General features: G+C 69.6%; 28 protein-coding genes and 1 pseudogene. 25 read left to right on the plus strand and 4 right to left on the minus strand.

The window, feature by feature from the left end; translation table 11 throughout:
- Positions 1-34 precede the first annotated feature (34 nt).
- The 8 genes from purC (at position 35) to FHR90_RS05195 (ending at position 5,430) form a co-directional block, all read left to right on the plus strand.
- Positions 35-799 (plus strand): phosphoribosylaminoimidazolesuccinocarboxamide synthase, encoded by a 765-nt coding sequence (purC, locus tag FHR90_RS05160; RefSeq protein ID WP_176624670.1) that lies wholly within the window; start codon positions 35-37, stop codon positions 797-799.
- Between the two features lie 24 nt (positions 800-823).
- The gene (purS, locus tag FHR90_RS05165) at positions 824-1,063 is read left to right on the plus strand and encodes a phosphoribosylformylglycinamidine synthase subunit PurS (protein ID WP_176624672.1); all 240 of its coding nucleotides are present in this window, start codon (positions 824-826) and stop codon (positions 1,061-1,063) included.
- Positions 1,063-1,416, plus strand: a complete 354-nt coding sequence (locus FHR90_RS05170; RefSeq protein ID WP_176624674.1) for a Rap1a/Tai family immunity protein — start codon at positions 1,063-1,065, stop codon at positions 1,414-1,416. Before purS ends, FHR90_RS05170 begins: the two co-directional genes overlap by 1 nt.
- Positions 1,417-1,430: 14 nt before the next feature.
- Complete coding sequence (purQ, locus tag FHR90_RS05175; RefSeq protein WP_176624676.1) at positions 1,431-2,123, plus strand: phosphoribosylformylglycinamidine synthase subunit PurQ; 693 nt, start codon at positions 1,431-1,433, stop codon at positions 2,121-2,123.
- Complete coding sequence (gene purL, locus FHR90_RS05180; RefSeq protein WP_183274877.1) at positions 2,120-4,342, plus strand: phosphoribosylformylglycinamidine synthase subunit PurL; 2,223 nt, start codon at positions 2,120-2,122, stop codon at positions 4,340-4,342. The genes purQ and purL overlap by 4 nt, the downstream gene beginning before the upstream one ends.
- Positions 4,343-4,357: 15 nt before the next feature.
- Positions 4,358-4,588 carry a BolA family protein gene (locus FHR90_RS05185; RefSeq protein ID WP_176623920.1) on the plus strand — a complete coding sequence of 77 codons (231 nt, stop codon included), beginning with the start codon at positions 4,358-4,360 and terminating at the stop codon, positions 4,586-4,588.
- Positions 4,589-4,616: 28 nt separating this feature from the next.
- On the plus strand, positions 4,617-4,964 hold the full coding sequence (gene grxD / locus FHR90_RS05190) for a Grx4 family monothiol glutaredoxin (protein ID WP_176623918.1): 348 nt from the start codon (positions 4,617-4,619) through the stop codon (positions 4,962-4,964).
- Positions 4,965-5,097: 133 nt separating this feature from the next.
- Positions 5,098-5,430 carry a hypothetical protein gene (locus FHR90_RS05195; protein ID WP_176623916.1) on the plus strand — a complete coding sequence of 111 codons (333 nt, stop codon included), beginning with the start codon at positions 5,098-5,100 and terminating at the stop codon, positions 5,428-5,430.
- Between the two features lie 234 nt (positions 5,431-5,664).
- Here FHR90_RS05195 and FHR90_RS05200 read toward each other — a convergent pair whose 3' ends face one another.
- On the minus strand, positions 5,665-6,270 hold the full coding sequence (locus tag FHR90_RS05200) for a LabA-like NYN domain-containing protein (RefSeq protein ID WP_176623914.1): 606 nt from the start codon (positions 6,268-6,270) through the stop codon (positions 5,665-5,667).
- An 82-nt stretch (positions 6,271-6,352) separates the two neighbouring features.
- On the opposite strand from FHR90_RS05200, the gene folK reads away from it, so the two are divergent.
- The 6 genes from folK (at position 6,353) to FHR90_RS05230 (ending at position 12,237) form a co-directional block, all read left to right on the plus strand.
- The gene (gene folK, locus FHR90_RS05205; protein ID WP_176623912.1) at positions 6,353-6,853 is read left to right on the plus strand and encodes a 2-amino-4-hydroxy-6-hydroxymethyldihydropteridine diphosphokinase; all 501 of its coding nucleotides are present in this window, start codon (positions 6,353-6,355) and stop codon (positions 6,851-6,853) included.
- Between the two features lie 68 nt (positions 6,854-6,921).
- Positions 6,922-7,320 carry a DNA-directed RNA polymerase subunit omega gene (gene rpoZ / locus FHR90_RS05210; RefSeq protein ID WP_176623910.1) on the plus strand — a complete coding sequence of 133 codons (399 nt, stop codon included), beginning with the start codon at positions 6,922-6,924 and terminating at the stop codon, positions 7,318-7,320.
- Positions 7,321-7,398: 78 nt separating this feature from the next.
- Positions 7,399-9,702, plus strand: coding sequence for a RelA/SpoT family protein (locus tag FHR90_RS05215; protein WP_394367839.1), 2,304 nt, complete (start codon positions 7,399-7,401; stop codon positions 9,700-9,702).
- Positions 9,703-9,781: 79 nt separating this feature from the next.
- Positions 9,782-10,192: a holo-ACP synthase gene (gene acpS / locus FHR90_RS05220; protein WP_176623908.1), complete on the plus strand. Its 411-nt coding sequence runs from the start codon at positions 9,782-9,784 to the stop codon at positions 10,190-10,192.
- A gap of 66 nt (positions 10,193-10,258) precedes the next feature.
- Complete coding sequence (locus tag FHR90_RS05225) at positions 10,259-11,875, plus strand: FAD-dependent oxidoreductase (protein ID WP_183274878.1); 1,617 nt, start codon at positions 10,259-10,261, stop codon at positions 11,873-11,875.
- Positions 11,872-12,237, plus strand: coding sequence for a 4Fe-4S dicluster domain-containing protein (locus FHR90_RS05230; RefSeq protein ID WP_176627010.1), 366 nt, complete (start codon positions 11,872-11,874; stop codon positions 12,235-12,237). Before FHR90_RS05225 ends, FHR90_RS05230 begins: the two co-directional genes overlap by 4 nt.
- Here FHR90_RS05230 and FHR90_RS05235 read toward each other — a convergent pair.
- Both FHR90_RS05235 and FHR90_RS05240 read right to left on the minus strand, forming a co-directional pair.
- A complete protein-coding gene (locus FHR90_RS05235; RefSeq protein ID WP_183274879.1) occupies positions 12,210-13,379 on the minus strand; it encodes a Bcr/CflA family efflux MFS transporter in 1,170 nt (389 codons plus the stop codon). The two genes, FHR90_RS05230 and FHR90_RS05235, sit on opposite strands and share 28 nt — an antisense overlap.
- Complete coding sequence (locus tag FHR90_RS05240; protein ID WP_176626838.1) at positions 13,369-13,935, minus strand: NADPH-dependent FMN reductase; 567 nt, start codon at positions 13,933-13,935, stop codon at positions 13,369-13,371. Before FHR90_RS05240 ends, FHR90_RS05235 begins: the two co-directional genes overlap by 11 nt.
- Positions 13,936-14,022: 87 nt before the next feature.
- Here FHR90_RS05240 and FHR90_RS05245 point away from each other — a divergent pair, with 87 nt between their 5' ends.
- On the plus strand, positions 14,023-14,892 hold the full coding sequence (locus FHR90_RS05245) for an AraC family transcriptional regulator (protein ID WP_183274880.1): 870 nt from the start codon (positions 14,023-14,025) through the stop codon (positions 14,890-14,892).
- Between the two features lie 53 nt (positions 14,893-14,945).
- Here the strand turns inward: FHR90_RS05245 and FHR90_RS17365 are convergent.
- Positions 14,946-15,968 (minus strand): annotated as a pseudogene (locus FHR90_RS17365) (MFS transporter); the annotation flags it as partial.
- A 33-nt stretch (positions 15,969-16,001) separates the two neighbouring features.
- Here FHR90_RS17365 and lepB point away from each other — a divergent pair.
- The 10 genes from lepB (at position 16,002) to rseP (ending at position 25,055) form a co-directional block, all read left to right on the plus strand.
- On the plus strand, positions 16,002-16,829 hold the full coding sequence (lepB, locus tag FHR90_RS05250; protein ID WP_176624243.1) for a signal peptidase I: 828 nt from the start codon (positions 16,002-16,004) through the stop codon (positions 16,827-16,829).
- Between the two features lie 8 nt (positions 16,830-16,837).
- Positions 16,838-17,575 (plus strand): ribonuclease III, encoded by a 738-nt coding sequence (gene rnc, locus FHR90_RS05255; protein WP_246330040.1) that lies wholly within the window; start codon positions 16,838-16,840, stop codon positions 17,573-17,575.
- Positions 17,572-18,507 carry a GTPase Era gene (era, locus tag FHR90_RS05260; protein WP_176624241.1) on the plus strand — a complete coding sequence of 312 codons (936 nt, stop codon included), beginning with the start codon at positions 17,572-17,574 and terminating at the stop codon, positions 18,505-18,507. Before rnc ends, era begins: the two co-directional genes overlap by 4 nt.
- Before the next feature lie 19 nt (positions 18,508-18,526).
- Positions 18,527-19,528 carry a phosphorylase family protein gene (locus tag FHR90_RS05265; protein ID WP_176624239.1) on the plus strand — a complete coding sequence of 334 codons (1,002 nt, stop codon included), beginning with the start codon at positions 18,527-18,529 and terminating at the stop codon, positions 19,526-19,528.
- Positions 19,529-19,617: 89 nt separating this feature from the next.
- The gene (pyrH, locus tag FHR90_RS05270) at positions 19,618-20,343 is read left to right on the plus strand and encodes a UMP kinase (protein WP_176624237.1); all 726 of its coding nucleotides are present in this window, start codon (positions 19,618-19,620) and stop codon (positions 20,341-20,343) included.
- Positions 20,344-20,463: 120 nt separating this feature from the next.
- Positions 20,464-20,973 carry a ribosome recycling factor gene (gene frr, locus FHR90_RS05275; RefSeq protein ID WP_218062058.1) on the plus strand — a complete coding sequence of 170 codons (510 nt, stop codon included), beginning with the start codon at positions 20,464-20,466 and terminating at the stop codon, positions 20,971-20,973.
- Positions 20,974-21,087: 114 nt separating this feature from the next.
- Positions 21,088-21,843, plus strand: coding sequence for an isoprenyl transferase (locus tag FHR90_RS05280; protein WP_183274881.1), 756 nt, complete (start codon positions 21,088-21,090; stop codon positions 21,841-21,843).
- Positions 21,827-22,762 (plus strand): phosphatidate cytidylyltransferase, encoded by a 936-nt coding sequence (locus FHR90_RS05285; protein ID WP_266152850.1) that lies wholly within the window; start codon positions 21,827-21,829, stop codon positions 22,760-22,762. The genes FHR90_RS05280 and FHR90_RS05285 overlap by 17 nt, the downstream gene beginning before the upstream one ends.
- Positions 22,759-23,946, plus strand: coding sequence for a 1-deoxy-D-xylulose-5-phosphate reductoisomerase (gene dxr, locus FHR90_RS05290; RefSeq protein WP_183274882.1), 1,188 nt, complete (start codon positions 22,759-22,761; stop codon positions 23,944-23,946). Before FHR90_RS05285 ends, dxr begins: the two co-directional genes overlap by 4 nt.
- Positions 23,943-25,055, plus strand: coding sequence for an RIP metalloprotease RseP (rseP, locus tag FHR90_RS05295; RefSeq protein ID WP_176624575.1), 1,113 nt, complete (start codon positions 23,943-23,945; stop codon positions 25,053-25,055). The genes dxr and rseP overlap by 4 nt, the downstream gene beginning before the upstream one ends.
- The last annotated feature ends 18 nt before the right edge of the window (positions 25,056-25,073 follow it).

The raw sequence follows: 25,073 nt of genomic DNA on the forward strand, positions 1-25,073 counted from the left end.
GCACGCATCGGTGCGCTGAGCAAGAAGGAACACGATGGCCCGCCGCCGACAGCTCTACGAGGGCAAAGCCAAGATCCTGTTCGAGGGTCCTGAGCCCGGCACGCTCGTGCAATATTTCAAGGACGATGCCACCGCCGGCAATGGTGCCAAGAAGGGCGTCATTACTGGCAAGGGCGTGCTCAACAACCGCATCAGCGAGCACCTGATGCTGCGGCTGCACGAGATCGGTATCCCGACGCATTTCGTCCGCCGGCTCAACATGCGCGAGCAGCTGATCCGCGAGGTCGAGATCATCCCGCTCGAGGTGGTGGTGCGCAACGTCTCGGCCGGCTCGCTGGCGACCCGGCTGGGGATTCCGGAAGGCACGCGGCTGCCGCGCAGCATCATCGAATATTACTACAAGAACGACTCGCTCAACGACCCGATGGTCGCCGAGGAGCACATCACCGCGTTCGGCTGGGCCGGCACGGCGGATATGGACGACATCGTCTCGCTGACGCTGCGGGTGAACGATTTCCTCTCCGGGCTGTTCCTGGGCGTGGGCATCACGCTGGTGGACTTCAAGCTGGAGTTCGGCCGGCTCTGGGAGAACGATGACATGCGCATCGTGCTCGCCGACGAGATCAGCCCCGACAATTGCCGGCTCTGGGACGCCAAGACGTCCGAGAAGCTCGACAAGGACCGCTTCCGTCGCGATCTCGGCCGGGTCGAGGAAGCGTATCAGGAAGTCGCCAAGCGGCTCGGTATCCTTCCCGAAGCCGGAAACAACGACATGAAGGGTCCGGAGACGATGCAGTGAGGGTTGGGCAGTGAGGGTTGGGCAGTGAAGGCCATCGTGACCGTGATGCTCAAGGATGGCGTGCTCGATCCGCAGGGCAAGGCGATCGGCCATGCGCTGCATGTGCAGGGCTTCGGCGAGGTGCAGGAGGTCCGGGCGGGGAGGGTGATCGAGCTCGATATCGACGCCCGCGACCGTGAAGCTGCCGCCGCACGGGTCGACGAGATGGCCCGCAAGCTGCTGGCCAACCAGGTCATCGAGAGTTTCAAGGTGGAGATCGTCTGATGCGTCGCCTCGCCGTGCTGCTGGCCGCCGCCAGCCTCTGTGCCACTCCGGCCCTCGCGCAGCGGATATCGCCGGTCAACGGGCGCAACCTGCTGGCGATGTGCAGCTCGCATGCCCTGCCCGGGCAGAAGATGTGCGAGGCCTATGTCAGCGGCATCGCCGACATGATCGGCTATGAGAAGGCGTCCAGCCCCGACAAGGCGCCGCCGGTCTGCATCCCCGACGCGATCACCGGCGGGCAGCTCCGCCAGACCGCCGCCGACTGGCTGGAAGGCCACAAGGATCTCTCCGGCGAGCGGGCGGCGCGTCAGGTCTACGAGGCGCTCAAGGCCGCCTATCCCTGCAAGGGCTGAGGGTTATTTCGGACATGCGTGCGGGCATCGTCGTCTTTCCGGGCACCAATCGCGAGCGTGACATGGCGATCGCGCTGCATCGGGTGACCGGGATTCGTCCGATGATGCTGTGGCATCGCGACACCAAACTGCCGAAGCTGGATCTCGTGGTGCTGCCGGGTGGATTCAGTCATGGCGACTACCTGCGCTGCGGGGCGATGGCGGCGCATTCGCCGGTGATGAGCGCGGTCCGGGCGCATGCCGCCACAGGCGGCGCCGTGCTGGGCGTGTGCAACGGCTTTCAGATCCTGACCGAGGCACAGTTGCTGCCCGGCGCGCTGCTGCGCAATGCGGGCCTGCGCTTCCTCTCGCAGGACTGGCATCTGCGCGTCGAGCGCGCGGACACCATCTTCACCTCCGCCTGGCGGCAGGGGGACATCTTTCGCGTTCCGCTCGCGCATGGCGACGGCAACTACATTGCCGATGCCGACACGCTCGACCGCATCGAGGATGAGGGCCAGGTGGCGTTTCGCTACTGCGATGCCGAGGGGCGCGTGTCGCCCGAGACCAGCCCGAACGGCAGTGCACGCTCCATCGCCGGGGTGTTCGACCGGTCGCGGCGCATCCTCGGGCTGATGCCGCATCCGGAGGATCTGGTCGACCCGCTGATGGGCGGCACCGATGGGCTGCCCCTGTTCAAGAGCCTGCTGGAGAGCCTCGTTTCATGACTGCCCGGACCGTGGATGCGGCCCTTGCCCGCGAGTTCGGCCTGTCGAACGAGGAATACGAGCGCGTGCTGGCCATCATGGGCCGCACGCCGAGCCTGACCGAGCTGGGCATCTTCTCGGTGATGTGGTCGGAGCACTGCTCCTACAAATCGTCGCGCGTGTGGCTCAAGACGCTGCCGACCACCGCACCGTGGGTGATCCACGGGCCGGGCGAGAATGCCGGCGTGGTCGATATCGGCCGGGGCCTCGCGGCGATCTTCAAGATGGAGAGCCACAACCACCCCAGCTTCATCGAGCCTTATCAGGGGGCGGCGACCGGGGTCGGCGGCATCCTGCGCGACGTGTTCACCATGGGCGCGCGCCCCGTCGCCAACCTCAACGCGCTGCGCTTCGGCAGTCCGGAAAACCCCGTCACCCGCCGGATCGTGGATGGGGTGGTGCGCGGCATCGGCGGCTACGGCAACTGCGTCGGCGTGCCGACGGTGGGCGGCGAGATCAATTTCCATCCCAGCTTCGACGGCAATCCGCTGGTCAATGCGATGACGGTGGGCATCGCGCGCACCGACCGCATCTTTCTCTCGGCCGCCGCCGGGATCGGCAATCCGGTGGTCTATGTCGGCTCCAGGACCGGGCGCGACGGCATCCATGGCGCCACCATGGCCTCGGCCGAGTTCGGGGCGGACGCCGAGGCCAAGCGCCCGACCGTGCAGGTCGGCGACCCGTTCGTCGAGAAGCTGCTGATCGAGGCCTGCCTGGAGCTGATGGCGACCGACGCGATCGTCGCCATCCAGGACATGGGAGCGGCGGGGCTGACCTCGTCCTCGGTGGAGATGGCGGGAAAGGGCGGGGTCGGCATCGAGCTCGATCTCGACCATGTGCCGCAGCGCGAGCGTGGCATGACCGCCTACGAGATGATGCTGTCGGAGAGCCAGGAGCGGATGCTGATCGTCATCCGTCCCGACCGCGAGGATGTCGCCCGCGCGATCTTCGACAAGTGGGAACTCGATTTCGCCGTCATCGGCCACATCACCGAGACCGGCCATATCGTGGTGAAGCATCGCGGCGTGGTGGAGGCCGATATTCCGCTCGATCCGCTGGCCGAGCAGGCGCCGCTGTATCGCCGTCCGCTGGGTGATCGCGTGGTGCCCGAACCGCTGGGCCGCGTGCACGATCCGATCGGCACCGAGGCGGCGCTGCTGCGTCTGATCGGGAGCCCCGACATCGCCTCGCGCGCCTGGGTGTGGAACCAGTATGACAGCACCGTCGGCGGCCGCACGGTGCGCCGACCCGGTGCGGCCGATGCCGCGGTGGTCGTGGTCAGCGAGGACGATGCCGGCTTCGACTCGACGCTGGCCCTGGCCCTGACCACCGACTGCACGCCGCGTTACGTGCAGGCCTGCGCGCGCACCGGTGGCGCTCAGGCGGTGGCGGAAGCCTATCGCAATCTCTGCGCGGTGGGGGCGACGCCGCTGGCGGTGACCGACAACCTCAATTTCGGCAACCCCGAGCGTCCGGAGATCATGCGGCAGTTCGCGGATGCGATCGAGGGCATGGGCGTGGCCTGCCGCGCACTGGATTTCCCGGTCGTGAGCGGCAACGTGTCGCTCTACAACGAGACCAAGAACCCCGACGGCACCACCACCGCCATCCTGCCCACCCCGGCGATCGGCGGGCTCGGCGTGCTGGAGGATGCCAACCGTGCCGTCGGCCTGTCGCTCGCGCCGGGGCTTTCGCTGGTGCTGATCGGCGAGACGGCGGGTGCGCTCGGGCAGTCGCTGTGGCTGCGTGAGGTGCTGGGGCAGGAGGAGGGTGCGCCACCGCCGCTCGATCTGGCGGCGGAGCGCCGGCACGGCGCGTTCGTGCGCGACCAGATCGCCGCCGGGCGGATCGCCGCCAGCCACGATCTCGCCGATGGCGGGCTGCTGGTGGCGATCGCCGAGATGGCGATGGCCGGGCGCACCGGCGTGGCGCTCGACACCCCGCCCTCGGGCCTGCCGCCCTATGGCTGGTGGTTCGGCGAGGACCAGGCGCGGTATCTGCTCGGCACCGCCGAACCCGATGCCCTGCTCGCCGCCGCGGCGTCGGCCGGCGTTCCGGCGCGCATCATCGGTCATGCCGATGGTTCGGACGGTTTGACATTGCCCGAGGGCGTCACGATATCGCTTGCACGTCTGCGCGCGGCCCATGACCGTTTCTTTCCCGCGCTGATGGACGCCTGAGGAGACCATGCGACGATGCCGATGCCGGCCAACGAGATCGAGGCCCTGATCCGCCAGGCGCTGCCGGATGCGGTGGTGACGATCGAGGATCTGGCCGGCGACGGCGACCACTATGCCTGTCAGGTGGTGAGTGCCGCGTTCGCCGGACGCTCGCGCATCCAGCAGCATCGCATGGTCTATGATGCCCTCGGCGGCCAGATGGGCGGGGTGCTGCATGCCCTCGCCGTCCGGACCTCGACCCCCTGAACTTCCCCGCAGCCGAAAGGGCGCGACGATGAGCGACACACAGGCCACCGTTTTCGACCGCATCAAGGGCGAGATTGCCGCCAACCCGGTGATGCTGTTCATGAAAGGCAATGCGCTGTTCCCGCAATGCGGTTTCTCGGCGCGGGTGGTGCAGATCCTCCAGCACCTCGACGTGCCGTTCGGCACCGCCAACGTCCTGGAGAGCGCGGAGCTGCGCGAGGGCATCAAGGCCTTCACCAACTGGCCGACCATCCCGCAGCTCTACGTCAACGGCGAGTTCGTCGGCGGCTGCGACATCGTTTCCGAGATGTTCGCTTCCGGCGAGCTCGAGACCCTGCTGGGCGAGGCCGGAGTGTTGAAAACCGGCCACGCCTGAGAGGCAAAGCGAGAGGGGAGTTGAGGATCGTCCTCCAACTCCCCGGAAGGGCGCAATTGTCTGCTTGTCGCCGGGTTCACGGATCGTTTACTGATTCGGCTTATCATCCAGCCGTGATCACCCGGGAGTTCACGTGACCGCATTCTCCGCCACGCTGCGCCGTCTCTGCCTCAGCGCCATGCTCGCCGCGCCCGCGCTGGCCGCGCATCCCGCCCTCGCCCAGCATGTGGTTACCGAGGACGAGGCCGCGAAGCTGAATTTCGACTCGCTGACCGCGGCGCCGGCCTATCACGCGCCCGTCGTCCGGCAGGTCAGCTACCGCGCCACTCGCCATTCGCATGGCAAGGTGTCGCATGGCACGCACCATGCCCGCAGCGCGGCCCGCGACAGCTCGATGGTGCATTTCGTCAGTGCGAAGCACGTGGTCAACACCAAGCGCGCCCACGGCACCCACCGCCGCGGCTGACGGGCGGCCAGACGGTTCGCCTTTCTCCCGAAAACCCGGTTCCGGCCGGGTTTTTCATGTCAGCTTCCGTCCTGGCAGGCTGCTGAAGACCTGGACGGGTCGGCTGAGCGGCGCCTTTGCACGCAGGATTCGTTCAGTCCTTGCCACGATGTCATAACATCGTGGCAGCGGTCTGGCCTTTCCCGCACACAAATTCGCTCGCTCATCCTCAGCCGCCAGTTTTTCAGCAGCCTGCTAGAGCAGGTCGGTGGTCTCGTTCTCGTTGGTTTCGGTGGTGTTCGCCCGGCTGTAGCTGCGCTGCCGGGGTTCGGTCTGCCGGCGGGTGAACTCGCCGGCAATCTCGGCGAGTTCGACGAACTGATCCGCCTGCCGGCGCAGTTCGTCGCCGATCATCGGCGGTGAACTGCGCACGGAGGACACCACGCTCACCCGCACACCCTGCCGCTGCACCGCCTCCACCACGCGGCGGAAGTCGGCGTCGCCGCTGAACAGGATCAGGTGGTCGAGCCGGCTCGCCATCTCGATCATGTCGACGGCGATCTCGATTTCCATGTTGCCCCTGACCCGGCGCCGGCCCTGCGCGTCGGTGAACTCGCGCGCCGCCTTGGTGACCAGCGTGTAGCCGTTATAGGCCAGCCAGTCGGTCAATGGCCGCAGGGGGGAATATTCCTCGCTCTCCAGCAGGGCGGCATAATAATAGGCCCGCACCAGCCGCGACTTGCCGCGGAAGAACCTCAGCAGGTTGCGATAATCCACGTCGAACCCGAGGCTGCGCGAGGCGGCATAGAGATTGGCGCCGTCGATGAACAGGCAGGTGCGCTCGTCCGGACGGATTTCCATGCTCAACTCCTCGTGATCTCGCTAAAATAACCGGGATCGTCTCGTAAACCAATTGCGACGTGTTTCATAGCATTAGACAAAGATGATTTTTATCGCTCTCGGGGCGAATCTGCCTCATCCGGATGGACGTGACGCGCTCCAGACCTGCATCGACGCCGTCGCTGCCCTCGACCTTGTGCCCGGGCTGCGGCGCGTGGCCGCATCGAGCTGGTATGCCAGCGCGGCCGAGCCGCCCTCCGGCCAGCCGGACTATGTCAACGGTGTCGTCGCGTTCGTGCCGACCGGGTTCGACGCGGTCGATCCGGCCGGCCTGCTCGCCGCCCTGCAGCGGATCGAGACGGCGTTCGGCCGCGTGCGCAGCGTGCCCAACGCCGCCCGCACGCTCGATCTCGACATCGTCGCGATTGACGATGTCGTCCGCGATGTGCCCGACCCCGTGCTGCCGCATCCGCGCGCGCATCTGCGTGGTTTCGTGCTGGCGCCGCTGGCCGAGATCGCACCGCACTGGCGCCATCCGCGCCTGGGCCGGACCGCGGCCGACCTGCTCGCAGCACTGAAGGGGGGTGTGCCGCGGCGTCTGTAAGGTTGCGCTGCACAATCGCCGGCCTTATACAGTGCAATTCACTCATTGATTGACCGGAGGCTGGCCGCATGGCGCGCGTCACCGTCGAGGACTGCGTCGAGAAAGTCCCGAACCGCTTTGAACTCGTGCTGCTGGCCGCCCAGCGGGCGCGCAATCTCAGCCGCGGCGAGGAACTCACCATCGACCGCGACAACGACAAGAACCCGGTCGTCGCCCTGCGCGAGATCGCCGACGAGACCGTCTCGCTGGCGTCGCTGCACGGCGATCTGGTCAAGTCTCTGGCGCGTGCGCCCGAACCCGAGCCGGCCGACGAGGAGGTTCTGGACCTGATCCCGACCGACCAGAACATCTTCGGCCTCCAGGACGTGTCCGCCGACGAAGAGGCTGCCAATCTCGCCGCCGACATGACGCCCGAGGAATTCGAGGCTGCGATCGAGGCCGAGCTGGGCGGTCGCGGCCGCCGTTGACCGGGCAGGGCTGACCGGATGGCGGGAGACGGGAACCACGTCACTCCCGCTCGCCCCGGCCCGCTCGCGGGTCGCGGCATGATGCAGCCCGACGGGGTGGAGACCGCCCCGCCCCCGCGATATGTCGGCGCCCCGGCCAAGGTCGGCAAGACCGGCCAGAGCGAGGCGCAGGCCGAGGCTGGGGTCTCGGCGCACAATCTGATCCGTCGCGTCCGGGCCTACGATCCCGGCGCCGATATCGCCACCATCGAAGCGGCCTTCGAAGCCGCACGCCGCGCCCATGCCGGGCAGTTGCGTGACAATGGCGATCCCTACATCACCCATCCGCTCGCCGTCGCGACCATCCTCGCGCAGATGAAGCTGGATACCGCCTCCATCGTCACCGGGCTGCTGCACGACACGATCGAGGATACCGGCCTCACCTTGGCCGAGCTCGAATCCCGCTTCGGACCCACCGTCGCCGGGCTGGTGGACGGCGTGACCAAGCTCACCCGTCTCGAGCTGCAATCCGACCGCACCAAGCAGGCGGAGAATTTCCGCAAGCTTGTCCTCGCCATGAGCCGCGACATCCGCGTGCTGATGGTCAAGCTCGCCGACCGGCTGCACAACATGCGCACGCTGCATTACGTCGAGCGTCTCGACCGCCGCCAGCGCATCGCCCGCGAGACGATGGACATCTATGCGCCGCTGGCCGAGCGCATCGGCATGGATCGGGTCAAGACCGAGCTGCAGAACCTGTCCTTCGCCGAGCTCGAGCCCGAGGCCAACGCCACCATCCGCGCGCGGCTGAACTATCTGCGCGGGCAGGGGGCCGACATCATCGATGAGATGCGGGCCGAGATCGCCCGTGTCTGCAACGAGGCCGGCGCACAGGTCATCGACGTGACCGGGCGCGAGAAGACGCCCTATTCGATCTGGGAAAAGATGCAGCGGCACAACGTCGCCTTCGAGCAGCTCTCCGACATCATGGCGTTCCGCGTTCTCGTGCCCTCGCGCGAGAGCTGTTACGTGGCACTCGGCGCGCTGCACGGCGCCTATCCGGTGATCGCCGGTCGCTTCAAGGACTACATCTCCACCCCCAAGCCGAACGGCTACCAGAGCCTGCATACCGGGGTGACGCTGCGCTCGCCGCGCAACCAGAAGATCGAGGTGCAGATCCGCACCCCCGAGATGCACGACGTCGCCGAGAACGGCGTCGCCAGCCACTGGCTCTACAAGCAGCCGGAAGCGCAGCCGAAATCGAAGGAGGCCGGCGCGATGCCGGTGCCGCAGCTGCGCAAGCTGCGCTGGGTGCAGGACCTGCTCGAAATTCTCGAGAATTCCGCGGCCCCCGACGAATTCCTCGAGAACACCAAGCTCGAGCTGTACCAGGACCAGGTGTTCTGCTTCACCCCGAAGGGGCAGCTCATCCAGCTTCCGCGCGGCGCCACCCCGGTCGACTTCGCCTATGCGGTGCATTCCCAGGTCGGCGATACCTGCGTGGGTGCAAAGGTGAACGGCCGGCTGATGCCGCTGCGCCACGAACTGCAGAACGGCGACCAGGTCGAGATCATGACCGCCCGCGGCGGCTCGCCCTCGCCGGCCTGGGAACGCTTCGTCGTCACCGGCAAGGCGCGCGCCCGCATCCGCCGCTATATCGCCCAGGCCCAGCGCGAGACGCATCTCGATGCCGGCCGCGTCGCACTGACCCGCGCCTTCCGCCAGGATGGGGTCGACGGCTCGGAGAAAGTGCTGGAGACGGTTCTCGGTGCGTTCAAGGCGGCCTCGCTCGCCGATCTCTATGTGGCGGTCGGCGCCGGCCATGTCGGCGCGAAGGATGTGGTGCACGCCGCCTATCCGGAACTGAAGCGTTCGGCCCGCGCACCGCGCATGGTGCCGTCGTTCCCGAGCCGGATGCGGCCGAAACTGCCGGGCGCGGGCAACGGGCTCGCACTTACCGGGCTCGGTGCCGGGGTCGCGGTGCATTTCGCCGGCTGCTGTCATCCGCTGCCCGGCGACAAGATCGTCGGCATCGTCGCCACCGGCAAGGGCGTCACCGTGCATACGCGCGAGTGTGCAACGCTGGCGAGCTTCGCCGACACGCCAGAGCGGTTCATGGATATCGACTGGGACTACGATGCCGTGCGAGAGCGCAGCGCCGAACCTCATGTGGGGCGCATCAGCGTGATCGGCGCCAACGAGCCCGGCATGCTGGCCACGCTGACCAATGCGGTATCGAAGCATGACGGCTCGGTGGTGAACCTCAAGATCACCAATCGGCAGGCGGATTTCATGGAGATCCTGATCGATGTCGAGGTGCGCGACCTGCGGCATCTGTCGACGGTGATCGCCGGCCTGCGCGGCGCCGCCGGGGTGACGCAGGTGGAGCGGGCGAAGGCGTGAACAGAGTGTTCTTTCTTAAAGAAAAGAACCAAAAAACCTTTGTCCGTTGGAGCCGTGTGCCTGGCGTGCAGACTCCGCCATGCTGATCGGCATCGGCTCCGACCTGTGTGACATCCGCCGCATCCAGTCCGCGCTGGACCGCTTCGGCGAGCGCTTCATCACCCGATCCTTCACCGAAGCCGAGCAGCGCCGCGCGATGGCGCGCACCGAAGCGCTGCGCGCAGCCACCTTCGCCAAGCGCTGGGCGGCGAAGGAGGCGTGCGCGAAGGCGCTCGGCACCGGTTTCGCGCGCGGTGTGTTCCATTCCTCGATGGGCGTGCGCAACCTGCCATCGGGGCAGCCGACCATGGAACTCACCGATGGTGCCGCGGTACGGCTGGCAGAACTGCTGCCGCCGGGCACACGGCCGCAGATCCTGCTGACCATCACCGACGAGCCGCCCTACGCGTTCGCGCAGGTGATGATCTCGGCGTTGCCGATCGCCGCCTGAACGCTCAACCGACATCCGATCAATCCTCATTGGTCGTGTCGTGAACCGCCCGATACCGTGCCGGGCATGGCAGACATCCTCGATATCGAGACCGACGTTGTGGTCGTCGGCGGCGGCATGGCCGCGCTGTGGGCGGCGGTGGCGTCGGCGCGGTCAGGGGCGGCCACCGTACTGGTGGACAAGGGTTTCGCCGGCACCAGCGGCGTGACCGCGGCTGGCGGACCGGGCCATTGGTGGGTGCCGCCGGACCCCGCCGCGCGCGAGGAGGCGGTCGAGCGTCGGCACGCGCGCAGTTTCGGCCTCGCCGATCGCGGCTGGATGGCGGCGAGTCTCGACACCACCTGGCGCGCCCTGCCCGAACTGGTCGGATTCTACCCGTTCGGCGACGAGCAGCCGGGCCGCGCGGCACTGCGCAGCCTGCGCGGGCCCGAATACATCCGCGCCCTGCGCCGCATGGCCGAAGGGCTCGGCGTGCGCATCCTTGACCACAGCCCCGCACTCGGTCTGCTGCTGCATCGCGACGGCTCGGTGGCGGGCGCGCAGGGGGTCCAGCGCATCAGCCGCCCCGGGCGGGTCTCGGGGCGTGACTGGCGGGCGCGCAGCGGCGCCGTTGTGCTCGCCACCGGCGGCTGTGCCTGGCTGTCCGGACTGATCGGCAGCGCCACCAATACCGGCGACGGGTATCTGATGGCCGCGGAGGCGGGGGCGCGGCTGTCGGGGATGGAGTTCTCGGTCTCCTATTCGGTGTCGCCGGCCTGGCACTCGACCCGTGTGCTGCTGTTCGCGTTCGCCCGCTATTTCGATGCGCACGGCCGCGAACTGAACCTGCCGCCGATGCTCTCGGGCGGCGATTTCATCGGCGCGCTGGCCGCCGAACTCGCCCGCGGGCCGGTGCTGGCACAGCTCGACCGCATGCCACCGGAGGTGCGCGCGGCCGTGCCGCAGGTGCAGCCGGCCTCGCTGCTGCCGTTTCGCCGGCGCGGCATCGACCCGTTCAACGACCGCTTCGAGGTCGCGCTGTTCGGCGAGGGCACCATTCGCGGCACCGGCGGCCTGCGTATCGCCGATGCCGCCTGCCGCACCGATGTCGTCGGGCTGTATGCGGCCGGCGACGCGGCGACGCGCGAGCTGATTGCCGGCGCGACCAGCGGCGGCGGGGCGCAGAACTCGGCCTGGGCCGTCACCTCAGGCCTTCGTGCCGGCGCCGGCGCGGCCGATCGTGCCCGGCGCACGGGTCGGCGGACGCGCGACCCGGTGCGCCCGGCGGCCTGCGAGACCGCGCCGGTCAGGGACGGGGCGAGTGCCGCGGAGGTGGTGCGTCTGGTGCAGCATCACATGTTGCCGACCGGGCTGAACCTGATCCGCAGCAAGGCGAGTCTGCTTGCGGCACGCGACGGGTTCGAGTCGGCGCAGGAGGGGCTGGCGCCACCGTCCGGACCCGATCCGCATGCCCGGATCGCTGCGCGGGAGGCGCGGTCGCTGCTGGCCACGGCGCGCTGGGCGACCCATGCCGCACTGGCGCGAACCGAGACGCGCGGCATGCACAGACGGGCCGACGCGCCCGCGACTGATCCGGCACAGGCGCGACGGCTGCTGGTCTGGGGAACGCGGTCGATCGGCTCCGCATTCGACGGCTCGACGCCCGATGCCGGGCGCGCTCGCGACCTGGAGGCGGTGGCATGATCGAGCTGGTTCTGGCGGAACGCTGCACGGGCTGCCTCATCTGCGTCGACGCCTGCCCGACGGCGGTGTTCGACGCAGATGAGGCGGGCCGCCCGGTGATCGCACGGCCGGAGGCGTGCCAGACCTGCCTGCTGTGCGAGCTGTACTGCCCCGAGGACGCGCTCTATGTCGGTCCGGACCGGGACCGACGCGATCCCGACGCCGCCCGTCTTGCGGTCGCGGAAGGGCGGGTGGGCGAGTTGCGACGCGACTCGGGCTGGGGTGAATGGGCCGGCGATCCGCGCTATGCCAGTCAGTACTGGCGCATGGACGAGCTGCTGTTCCACCCGGCGACTCAGTCGGCGCGTCCACCGGCCGGCTGAAACAGCACGATCGCCGCCGACAGCAGCGCGAACACAATCATCGCGACCGGCAGGGCGAACAGGTCGGCCAGGGTGAACGCCCACGAGGCGAGCGCGCTGGCGGCCGCCATGGTGGCGACCTGGGCGGCGTTCATCACCGCGGACGCCGTGCCGGCGATGCGTGGCAGCGGATCGAGCGCGGCATGGGCCGCGGTGGGTGCGATCAGCCCGTAGGCGAAGGTGGCGGCGATCATCGTCGGCATCAGCGTGCGCCAGTCGGGGGCGAGGACGAGCAGGGCGGCGGCGAGCAGCGGTGCGGCGATCGACAGGGCGAGGGCGGCGGCCAGCAGGCGGTGTGTGCCGATCCGGGCGGCCAGGCGCGGCGACAGCACCGCGCCGGTGACGATGCCGCAGGCGGCGAGGGCGAACAGCGCGGCATAGAGCGGCGGCGCGACATGCAGGCGCTCCATCAGCACCAGCGGCGACAGCGTGACCCAGGCGAACATCGAGGCGGCACTGGCGGCATAGACGCCGATCATCGCCAGCGAGCGCGGCGCGCGGATGAGTTCGGCGAGATCCGTGCGCAGATGCGGGCGGTCCGCCACCCGGTGGGTCTCGGCGAATCCCGCCATGCAGGCGGCGAGCAGCAGCAGCCCGGCCGCGGCCAGCGTCGCATAGGGGGCACGCCAGCCGCCGAGGGCCAGCAGGGCGGTGCCGAGACTGGGGGCGATGACGGGGGCGAGGTTGAGGCAGGCGGTGAGCGCCGACAGTCGCCGCTTGAGGGCGGCGTCATGCAGACGGTCGCGGGTCGCGGCCATCGCCAGCGTGGGACCCGCGCCCGCGCCCATGCCCTGAAGCAGGCGGCCGACCAGCAGGGCGTCGAACGAGCCGGCCAGCGTGCAGACCAGGCCGCCGAGGCTGTAGAGCACCAGCCCGGCCAGCAGCGGGCCGCGCCGCCCGCGCCGGTCGGACAGCGTGCCGAACACCAGCGGCGTGAGCGCGAAACCGGCCATGAACACCGCCAGCGTCAGTCCGCCACGCGCGGGGGCGACGCCCAGCGCGCGGGTCAGCGGGCCGAGCGCCGGCAGGCCGAGATCGATCGACAGCGGTGCCAGCGCGCAGAGTGCGGCGCTCAGGACGAGGAAGCCGCGCTCAGGCCGCACGGGCGGCACCCGGGGCCAGGCCGGCCAGCACCCCGGTCAGGGTGGTGGCGATGAGGTCGTGGGTGGCGGCGTCGGTGATGCGCGTGCCGTCGAGCTTGTGCTGCACCCCGGTGATGGCGATCTCGCGCATCGGCGGCAGCACGCACAGCATCGACGACAGCGTCTCGCGGAGCTGGTACTGCGCGCGCACGCCGCCGAGCGCACCCTCGGAGAGGGTGACGAACATCACCGTGCGGCCGATCGCGCAGGAACGGAAGGCGGGGCGCGACAGCCAGTCGAGCGTGTTCTTCAGCACGCCCGGAATGCCGTGATTGTATTCGGGCACCACCAGCAGCAGCAGGTCGGCATCGGCGACGATGCCGCGCGCGGTGGCGACGGGCTCGGGCGGAGCCGCGGTGTCGAGATCGACATCGTAGTGCGGAAGCGCGCCGGGATCGATCTCGGTGAAGCGGGCGCCGGCGGGAAGCATCTGTCGGATCGCTGCGAGCACGGCGCGCGAGTGCGAGCCCTGGCGCAGGCTGCCGGCGATACCGGCGACATGGAGGGTGGACGACATCGGGCGGTCCTTTCCAGCTATGGTGCCGGCAAGGTAGGGCGCTCGCTCTGGCCGTGCTTGCGAGGTTCGGTCAAACTCTTTCGCGAAATGGCCAAACCTCGCCCCGTCCCCAATCCGGTCGGCCGTCGCCTCCATCCGGCCGGAGTGCGGATCGATCGTCATGCCCATGACCGCGCGCAACTCACGCTGGTGCTGTCCGGCATCTCGCGTATCTCGGACGGGCAGGGCTGGTGGCTGGCGGCGCGCGACCGGGCGATCTGGGTGCCTCCGGGGCTTGCGCACGAGGCGCGCTACAGCGAGACGAGCGAGATCGTGGTGCTGGAGCTCGACGACATCGCCGAGCTGAGCGCCGTCGGCTGCTGTTGCATCGACACGACGGCGCTGATCCGCGAACTGGCCTGCGCCGGGCTCGAGGCGGATGCGGCGACGCGGCGGCTGAGCCTGCAGCTGCTGGGGCATCTGCTGTCGCGGCAGACGCCGGACCTGCATGCGGCGATCCGTCATGGCAGCGACCCGCGCCTGGTGCGGGCCACGGCGCTGCTGGTCGCGGAGCCGGGCCGGGAGGTGGGGCTGGCCGCGCTGGCGGCGATGGCGGGGACCTCGGCGCGCACGCTGAACAGGCTGTTCGTCGATCAGACCGGGCTGAGCTTCGGGCGCTGGCGGGCGCGGCTTCGGGTGCTGGTGGCGATCGAGCGCCTCGCAGAGGGCGAGAGTGTCACGTCGATCGCGTTCGATCTCGGCTATGGCGGCCCGGCGGCCTTCACCACCATGTTCACCCGCGCGACCGGGCTGTCGCCGGCGCGCTATCTCGCCGAGCGGCTGCGGCCGGCGGCGAGCCAGGCCACCAGCCCGGCCATGGCCAGCGCGGTGGCCGCGAGCGATGCGAAACCGCCGCGCAGCGATGTGGCGGCGATCACGGCCGAGACCAGCGGCGGTCCGAGCAGGAAGCCGCCATAGCCCCAGCTTGCGGCGCGCGCCAGCGCGCGGGCGGCTCCGGCCTCGCCCGCGGCACGTTCGCCGAGCTGGCCGGCGAGGCTGTAGGCGAGCGGCACCAGGGTGGCGAGGCCGATGCCGGTGAGCGCGAAGCCGGCCAGCGCCCAGACCGGCGTCGGGGCGGCGGCGACGGCGAGCAGGCCGACCATGGCGACCAGCGCGCCGCCGGCCATCAGCGGTGTGGCGCCGAAGCGTTCGCGCACGCGGTCGCCGGCGAGGCGCATCGCCACCATCGTGGCGCTGAAGGCCGCGTAGCCGAGCGGGCCGTCATCCGGTGGCGCGCCGAGCGCCTCGGTGGTGAAGATCCCGCCCCAGTCGCCGACCGCACCCTCGCAGATCATCGCCAGCGCGGTCAGCGCGCCGACCACGCCCAGCGCGGCGCCGGGCAGCGCGACCCGGTCGGGGGGCGGTGTCGAGGCGGCGGGCGTGGGGGCGGGGTTTGGCGCATCGGCGCGCCGGGCGCGCCAGGCGGCGAGGGTCATCGGCAGGGCGACCAGGACGGCCGCCGCCGCATACAGCCCGGCGAGATGGACACCGCGGGCGAGCAGCGTGCTTGCGACCAGCGCGCCGCCGAAACCACCGAGGCTGAAGCCGGCATGCAGGCGCGACATCACCGATCGTCCGGTGCTGCGCTCGATCCCGCTCGCCATCGCGTTCATCGCCACATCCATCGCGCCCATCGCCGCGCCGAGCAGGGCGGCGCAGGCGAGGAAGGCGCCGAAACGCCATCCCGATGCCAGCAGCAGCGGCAGGAAGGCGAGCGCGAAGCCGGCTCCGGCGGCGATCGCGCAAGCGCACGCGCCATGGTGGGCGACCACGCGGCCCATCCGGCTCATCGACACGATCGAGCCGGTGGCCACCGCCAGCAGAACCCCGCCCAGATGCAGCGCATCGAGCCCGAACGCCGTCTTGACCAGAGGCACAGAGCCGGCCCAGGCGCCGAAGCCCAGACCGAGAGCGATGAAGATCAGTGCCGTGGCGGCGAGCATGTGCGGAGACGTCCCCATTTCATTGACAGTGCGGTGCGCGATCGGCTTCATCCGCTTCCCGACCGGCGAGATGACGCGAAAGAGATGACAGTGGCCAATCCCGCGACCCCGACAGGCAGTCCTGCCGACGCTCCCGCCGCCGGCAAGCGCAAGGAGAGCTGGTCTGAATCGCTGCGCGTGCTGCTGATCTACGTGCTGTGCTTTCTCGGCATCCGGACCTTCCTGTTCGAGCCGTACAATATCCCGTCCGCCTCGATGGTGCCGACGCTCCAGGTGGGGGATTACCTGTTTGTCAACAAGTTCGCCTACGGCTATTCGCGCTTCTCGCTGCCGTTCTCGCCGGACCTGTTCGACGGGCGCATCTTCTTCTCTGCGCCGCATCGCGGCGATGTCGCGGTGTTCCGTTTTACCAAGGACACTTCGATCGACTACATCAAGCGCATCGTCGGCCTGCCGGGCGACACCATTCAGGTGCGCGAGGGCGAGCTCTATCTCAACGGCAAGCTGGTGCCGCGCAAGCCGATCGGCGACTACACCGGCATCGACGAGAACCGCAACCAGCTCCCGGGCAAGCTGTACGACGAGACGCTGCCGAGCCCGCGCGCGGGCGCACCGGACCATACGGTGACGCACCGGATCCTCAAGCTGACCGATCTGGGCGATGCCAACAACACGCCGGTCTATACCGTGCCGCAGGGCTATTTCTTCGCCATGGGCGACGACCGCGACGACAGCGCGGATTCGCGTTTCCAGGGCGATGCGCCGGAAGATCTCGGCTATGTGCCGATGCAGAACCTGGTCGGGCGGGCGACGATCCTGTTCTTCTCCTGGGATGCGGCGCATCCGTGGTACGAGTTCTGGTACTGGCCGGTCGAGGTGCGCTGGTCGCGTCTGCTGCACATGGTGCATTGAGCGCGCGATTGGCCGACGTCGCCCCCCTGCCATCGCCCGAGCAGCGCATCGCGACATTGCGCGAGGTGCTCGGGCATGAGTTCGCCCGCCCGGAACTCGCCCTGGAGGCGCTGACGCACCGCTCCGTCGCTACCCCGCGGCGCACGCATGGCCGTGCACCGCGGCCGGTGCGCGGCGCGGGGTCGAACGAGCGGCTGGAGTTCGTGGGCGACCGGGTGCTGGGGCTGCTGGTCGCGGAATGGCTGGCGGAACGCTATCCGGACGAGCAGGAGGGCAAGCTGGGGCCGCGCCATGCGCAGCTCGTCTCGCGCCCGGTGCTGGCGGGGATCGCGACCTCACTCGGCCTGCCGGAGCTGATCGCGATCGCCGCGCCCGAGGCGCGCTCGGGCGTGCATCGCACCGACAACGTGCTGGCCGATGCGCTGGAGGCGCTGCTGGGGGCGATGTTCTTCGATGCCGGGCTCGATCCGGCGCGCGCCTTCGTGCGGCGGGCCTGGGAGGGGGCGATGGAGGCGCAGGCGCGCCCGCCCAAGGACCCCAAGACCGGCCTGCAGGAGTTCCTGCTCGGCCGGGGGCAGAAGCTGCCGAGCTATACGCTGGTCTCGGCCGACGGGCCGTCGCACGCGCCGCATTTCCTGATCACCGCCCGGGGTGGCGGCAAGGAGGCGACCGGCGAGGGTCGCACCAAGCGCGCCGCCGAGACCCAGGCCGCAACCAACCTGCTCGCCCTGCTGGAAGCCCGATGACCGACGAGCCCTCCCTGCCCACGCGCTGCGGCTTCGTCGCCGTGCTCGGCGCGCCGAATGCCGGCAAGTCCACGCTGATGAACGCGCTCGCGGGGGCGAAGCTGTCGATCGTCAGCCCCAAGGCGCAGACGACGCGGTTCCGGGTGATGGGCATCCTGATGCACGACGTGGCGATCGGCGATCACACGGAGCGCGCGCAGATCCTGATGGTCGACACGCCCGGCATCTTCGCGCCCAAGCGCCGGCTGGACCGCGCGATGGTGCAGGCGGCCTGGACGGGAGCGGAGGATTCCGACCTCACCGTGCTGCTGGTCGATGCCAAGGCGGGGCTGAACGACCGCGTGCGCGAGATCGTCGCCACGCTGGCGCAGACGAAACGCCGCTGCTGGATGGTGCTCAACAAGACCGACCTGGTGGCGGGCCCGCTGCTGCTGCCGCTGATCGAGACGATCTCGTCGCTGGCCGATTTCGCCGAGGTGTTCATGGTCTCGGCCAGGACCGGCGACGGTCTGCCGCAACTGCTCGACGCGCTCGCCGCCGCGATCCCGCCGGGCCCGTACCTCTACCCCGAGGACGATCTCACCGACCTGCCCGACCGGCTGCTCGCTGCCGAGATCGTGCGCGAGCAGATCTTCCTCCAGACCCATGAGGAAGTGCCCTACGCCGCCCATGTGGAGACCGAGAGCTTCGCCGAGCGTCCCGACGGCTCGGTAAGGATCGACGCGACGATCTATGTCTCGCGCCCCAGCCACAAGGCGATCCTGATCGGCGAGGGGGGGGCGCGCATCCGCAGCATCGGCCAGAAGGCGCGCCTGGTGCTGGGTGGCCTGCTGGAGCGGCCGGTGCATCTGTTCCTCAATGTGAAGGAACGCGCCGGCTGGGACGAGAAGGGCGCGCATCTGCGTGCGCTGGGGCTCGACGATCCGGGGTGAGGGCGGTTACCGTTTCTGAATGAAAACGGTCTCGCTGGCCTGTCTCGCCCTCGTGCTCGGCCTCTGTACTGCGCGTGCTGCGCCGGCGGCGCGCTATGATCCGACGCCGCGGATCGGCATCCTGGTGCCGCGGCTTCCCGCAGATTATGGCCTGCTGTTCGACGCGCTGCGGCGTTCCGCGACGGTGTCGGACGGCGCGTTCGACTTTCGCACCGGCGATATCTCCGGGATCGCGGTGGTGCTGATCGTGCAGCCTGGGCCGGGCGAGGTGCTTCGTTCCATCGAGGCGACCGCGATGATGCACGATTTCAACATCCGGCTTCTCCTCTACCCGGGCACGTCGGGTGGCCACCTCCCCGCCGGGCAGATGGCGCCCGGCGACATCGTGCTGGGGGCCCGGAACGTCAATCACGGCAATTACTACCTGGCCCCCGACGGGCGAATGGAGGCCGGCACGTTCAAGGACCCCAGTTCGGGACGATCCTACACGGGCGCCTTCGACGCGGACCCGGCGCTGCTGCCGCTGCTGGCGTGTTCGGCCTCGCGGGTGGCGTCGCGGACGCGGCTGCCGGAGTTCGTGGCGCCGGTGCGCGCCGACAGGCATCCGCAGGTGTTTTATTACGGCATCCAGGGAACCTCCGAAATCTGGTCGGACAACTCCGACTACACGAACGCGACGATGCGCGTCTTTCACGAGATCGACGAGGACGGAGACTGGTACTCGAACCTGGCGGCAAACCTGATGAAGGTGCCGTTTCTCGAGGTGTCCGTCATATCGAACAGCATCTTCGCCTTCCCGTCGGCCTCGCACGGCACGCCCGAGCCGCCGGCCGGAGAGCCCGATTCGCACGTGATGGCGCAGCGACTGTCAAACAGGATCGTGCTCGACCTGATCGAACGGGAGGGGCCGAGGCTGCTGTCGGTCCAGTTTGAGCCGCAGGGCGCCGCCCCCCGCACTCCCCAGGCCTATTTCGACACCCCGCTGGAGCCGAGGCGTCTGCTGGACGGCTGCCCGCCCTGATGGATCAGGACAGGCCCGCGCTTGTCGCGTGCGCGTGCAGGCGATAGACACGCGCCCGACCATCCCCATCCTCAGGCAGCGAGCACCCGATGAGCGAGAAGCCGATCTACAAGCGCGTCCTGCTCAAGGTGTCGGGCGAGGCGCTGATGGGCAATCAGGGCTACGGGCTCGATCCGCAGATGGTGCAGCAGGTGGCCGACGACGTGGTCGCGGTGGCACGGGCCGGGGTGCAGGTGTCGCTGGTGATCGGCGGCGGCAACATCTTCCGCGGCATCTCGGCCGCAGCCCGCGGCATGGACCGCGCCCAGGGCGATTACGCCGGCATGCTGGCCACCGTGATCAATGCGCTGATGATGCAGAACGCGCTGGAGAAGGCGGGGCTGGCGACGCGGGTGATGTCGGCGATCGCGATGTCGAGCATCTGCGAGCCCTATATCCGGCGCCGGGCGATCCGGCACATGGAGAAGGGCCGCGTGGTGATCTTCGCCGCCGGCACCGGCAACCCGTTCTTCACCACCGATACCGCCGCCGCCCTGCGCGCCGCCGAGATGGAATGCGATGCCCTGCTCAAGGGCACGCAGGTCGATGGCGTGTATTCGGCCGATCCGCGCAAGGACCCGGGTGCCGCGCGCTATGACGAGCTCACCTATATGGATGTGCTGTCGCGTGATCTGGCGGTGATGGATGCCTCGGCGATCTCGCTGGCGCGCGAGAACAAGCTGCCGATCCTGGTGTTCAACATCCACGAGGCGGGCAATTTCGCCGATGTGCTGCGCGGCACCGGCCGGTTCACCCGGATCGTCGAGCGGTCGTGACCCGGCCGTCCGCCCCTTGACCTCGGCAGGGGCTGGCGCTAGGGCGGCGGCTATCTTCTGGGAGTATTCGTTCAGGTGTCCACCGACCTCGAAAGCCTCAAGCAGGATCTCACCCGCCGCATGGACGGCGCGCTGGAGACGCTGAAGCGCGAGTTCGCGGGCCTGCGTTCCGGCCGGGCGAGCCCTGCGCTGCTGGAGCCGGTGCGCGTCGAGGCCTACGGCTCGGAAGTGCCGCTCGCCCAGGTCGGCACCGTCGCGGTGCCCGAGAGCCGGATGCTGACCGTGCAGGTCTGGGACCGCACGCTGGTGGGGGCGGTCGAGCGCGCGATCCGCGATTCGGGACTCGGTCTCAACCCGGCCGCGGACGGGCAGATCGTGCGCGTGCCGATCCCCGCCCTGACCGGCGAGCGCCGCGTCGAGCTGTCGAAGGCGGCCGGGCGCTATGCGGAAGGGGCCAAGATCGCCGTGCGCGGCGTGCGCCGCGACGGGATGGACCAGATCCGCAAGAGCGAGATCGGCGAGGACGTGGTCAAGGACTGGTCCGACGAAGTGCAGAAACTGACCGATGCTTATGTGAAGCGGGTGGACGACGCGCTCGCGGAGAAGGATAAGGAAATCAAGCAGGTCTGACGGACCGCGGGTTTGACGGGTCTTTTGGCAGGTCTGAGGAGCGGTCAGCGGTCGATGGAAGGCGGGATTCGCGCGACGCTCGGCACCTCAGCGGGGCTGCTCCCACCCAGGGAAATGCCCGACGGCGTCGCTCCTGTGGAGGCGGCGCGGGCCGGCGCGGCCGCGGCCGGGCGCCCGCGTCATGTCGCGATCATCATGGACGGCAACGGGCGCTGGGCGAGCGCGCGCCGGCTGCCGCGTGCGGCAGGCCACCGGGCCGGGGTGAAGGCGGTGCGCCGGACCATCGAGGCGGCGATCACCTCGGGGGTGGAGTGGCTGACGCTGTATGCGTTCTCGTCGGAGAACTGGGGTCGGCCCGCCGAGGAGGTGGCCGATCTCACCGCGCTGCTGAAACACTATCTGCGTCATGAGACCGCGGAACTGCATCGCGAGGGGGTGCGGCTGCGCATCATCGGCGATCGCGACCGTTTCGGCCCGGACATCACCGCCGAGGCGGCCCGCGCGGAGCGGCTGACCGGGGCCAACACGCGGCTCAACCTGGTAGTGGCCCTGTCCTACGGGGCGCGGGCGGAGATCCTGGCCGCCGCGCGCCGGCTGGCGGCCGAGGCGGCCGCGGGCGGGGTCGATCCGGCCAGCCTGGGCGAGGCGGAGTTTGCTGCGAGATTGACCACGGCCGACATGCCCGACCCCGACCTGCTGATCCGCACCAGCGGCGAGCGGCGGCTGTCGAACTTCCTGCTGTGGCAGTCGGCCTATGCCGAACTGCTGTTCGTCGACACGCTGTGGCCGGATTTCGGCACGGCCGAATTCGAGGCGGCGCTGGCCGAGTTCGGCCGGCGCGAACGCCGGTTCGGTGGGCGCCCTGGCTGAGCCGGCCCTGACAGCATCGGGTGCGACGGCCTCGGGAAGCTGGCGCGACCTCAGGCTGCGACTGGTTTCGGCGGCGGTGGCGGGCTTGGTCGGGCTCGGCTGCCTGTGGCTCGGCGGCCCGATGTGGCTGCTGCTGGTGATCGGTGTCGCGGCGGGGCTGGCCTGGGAATGGGTCGGGCTGTGCGGACTGGAGCTGCGCGAGCCGCCTTCGGTGCTGTTTGGCGCCGGGATCGCGGTGGCGATCGGCGATTATCTGGTGCTCGATGACGGGCTCGGCGCGGCGATGGTGCCGGCCGTGCTGGCCGCGTCCCTGCTGGTCGCGCTCTATCGCACGCGCAGCGGTGTGGCCCTTGCGGCGGGATGCCTCGTCATCCCGCTGGCCGCCTTGTGTCTGGTGTGGCTGCGTCGGGGCGATGCCGCGCCCGTGCTGGTGGTGTTGCTGACCGTGTGGGCGTCGGACAGTGGCGCCTATCTGGTCGGGCGCAAGCTCGGCGGCCCGAAGCTGGCGCCGTCGATCTCACCGGGCAAGACGCGCAGCGGCGCCATGGGCGGGCTGGTCTGTGCGATGGCGGTCTGCGCGCTGGCCGCCGCCTGGCTGCATCCGACGCCGCTCACGCCCGGGCTGCATGCGGTGACGCGCCTGGTGATCGGCGTGTTGCTGGGCGGGCTGCTCGGGATCAGCGCGCAGCTCGGCGACCTGGCCGAGAGCTGGTTCAAGCGTCGTTCCGGGGTCAAGGATTCGGGCACCCTGCTGCCCGGCCATGGCGGTCTGCTCGACCGGCTCGACGGGCTGCTGGCGGCGCTGCCGGTGGCGGTGGTAGCCATTTTCCTGCTGGCGGCGATCAATCATCACCTTCATCCCCTCCCCCTGGCCGCCCCCGCGTCAACGGGTGGCACCGTGACGGACTCCCCTGCATGAGCACCCCCCGCACCGCCTGTATCCTCGGCAGCACCGGCAGTATTGGCTGTTCCACGGTCGATCTGATGTTGGCGCAGCGCGAGGCGTGGCAGGTGCGCACGCTGGTCGGCGGGCGCAATGCCGAGCGGCTGGCCGAGCAGGCGATCGCGCTCGGTGCGCGGCTGGCGGTGATCGCCGACACCGATGCGCACGACCTGCTGCGCGAGCGGCTCACCGGCACCGGGATCGAGACCGCGTGCGGGGCGCGGGCGGTGATCGAGGCAGCGGCGGAGCCGGCGGACTGGACGATGGCGGCGATCACCGGCGCGGTCGGGCTCGCGCCCACGCTGGCGGCGATCCGGCGCGGCCAGTCGGTCGCACTCGCCAACAAGGAGGCGCTGGTCTGTGCCGGTGACGTGATGCTGCGTGCGGTCGACGAGGCGCGCGCGACGCTGCTGCCGGTCGATTCCGAGCACAACGCGATCTTCCAGTCGATGGCGGACGGCAATCCGGTGGAGAAGATCGTGCTGACCGCCTCGGGCGGCCCGTTCCGCACCGCCTCGCGCGAGACGATGGCGCGCGCGCGGGTGGAGGATGCGCTCAAGCACCCGACCTGGACGATGGGGGCCAAGATCACCATCGATTCCGCCACCCTGTTCAACAAGGGGCTGGAGGTGATCGAGGCGGCGCGGCTGTTCGGCATGGACGAGAGCCGCATCGGCGTGGTGGTGCATCCGCAATCGGTGGTGCATGGCTTCGTGCAGTATGCCGATGGCTCGGTGATCGCGCAGATGGGTGCGCCCGACATGCGCATCCCGATCGCGCACTGCATGGCCTGGCCGGGACGCATCGCGACGTCCAGCCGGCGGCTGGACCTGGCCGAGATCGGCCGGCTCGAGTTCGAATCGCCCGACGACCTGCGCTTCCCCGCACTGCGGCTGGCGCGCGAATCGCTGCGTGCCGGGGGGGCTGCCTCGGCGATCCTGAGCGCGGCCAACGAGGTGGCGGTGGAGGCGTTCCTGGAGCGCCGGATCGGCTTTCTCGACATCGCCGAGATCGTCGAGGCGGCCATGGAACGGCTCGGCGCGCCGCCCGCGGACACGCTCGAGGCGGTCAATCACTGGGATACCGAGGCGCGTCGCGTCGCGGGCGAGGAGCGCGACCGTCGCGAGACCCGGCGCGCGGGTGTGGCGGTGGCATCATGATCGACCATCTCGTCGAGACCCTGCGCACGCCGCTGGCCTTCGTGGTCGTGCTCGGCGTGCTGGTGTTCATCCACGAGATGGGCCACTACCTCGCCGCCCGCCTGGTCGGCGTGCATGTCGATGTGTTCTCGATCGGGTTCGGGCCGGTGCTGCGGCGCTGGCATGACCGGGTCGGCACCGAGTGGCGGCTATGCGCGCTGCCGCTGGGCGGCTACGTCAAGCCGCACGGGTTCGAGGAGCCCGACGAATCCGATGTCGAGTCCCGGGCCGGGCTGCGACCCGGCCAGACGTTCCACGACAAGCCGGTCTGGGCTCGTGCGGTGGTGATCCTGGCCGGTCCGGCGTTCAATTTTGCTTTCGCTGTGTTGCTGTTCTCGGCGCTTTACATGGCGGCCGGCAAGCCGGTGTCGTCGACGCGGGTCGAGAGTGTCACCGCCGACAGCGCCGCGGCGTCGGCCGGGATCCTGCCCGGCGACCGGCTGCGCAGCATCGGCGGCGTGCGGGTGGACGATTTCGACGACATCATGGCGCAGGTCGCGCCCGCGCCGGGGCGGCATACGCAGGTGGTGCTGGAGCGCGACGGGCACACGCTGAGCGTGCCGGTGACGATCGGTCGGGCGGTGAGCGACGGCACGCCGATCGGTCGGCTGGGCATCGGCGGGGTGGTCGAGCCGGGTCCGCGTCTGGGGCCGCTGGCGGCGGTGAGTGCTGCCTGCGGCGAGACCTGGACGGTGTCGGTGCAGACGCTGCGGGCGCTGTGGCAGATGGTGACCGGCTATGCGAGCCCGAGGGCGTTGCAGGGACCGCTGGGCATCGCGCGGCTGTCGGGGCAGGTGGCGAAGCTCGGTGTGGCCTCGGTGCTGTCGTTCATGGCGCTGCTGTCGATCAATCTGGGACTGATCAACCTGTTTCCGGTGCCGGTTCTCGATGGCGGGCGACTGGTGTTCTATGCCATCGAGGCGGTGCGCGGGCGGGCCCTGCCGCGGGCGGCGCGCGAGGCGTCGCTGGGGGTCGGCATGCTGCTGATCGGAGCGCTGTTCGTGTTCTCGACGGTCAACGACCTGACCAATATCGGGTTGTTCCGCTGGCTGGCGCACAGCGCGGGCTGAGAGCAGGGCCGCGCGCCC

Origin of the sequence: Endobacter medicaginis (assembly GCF_014192375.1) — a bacterium.
Classification (GTDB): Bacteria; Pseudomonadota; Alphaproteobacteria; order Acetobacterales; family Acetobacteraceae; genus Endobacter; species Endobacter medicaginis.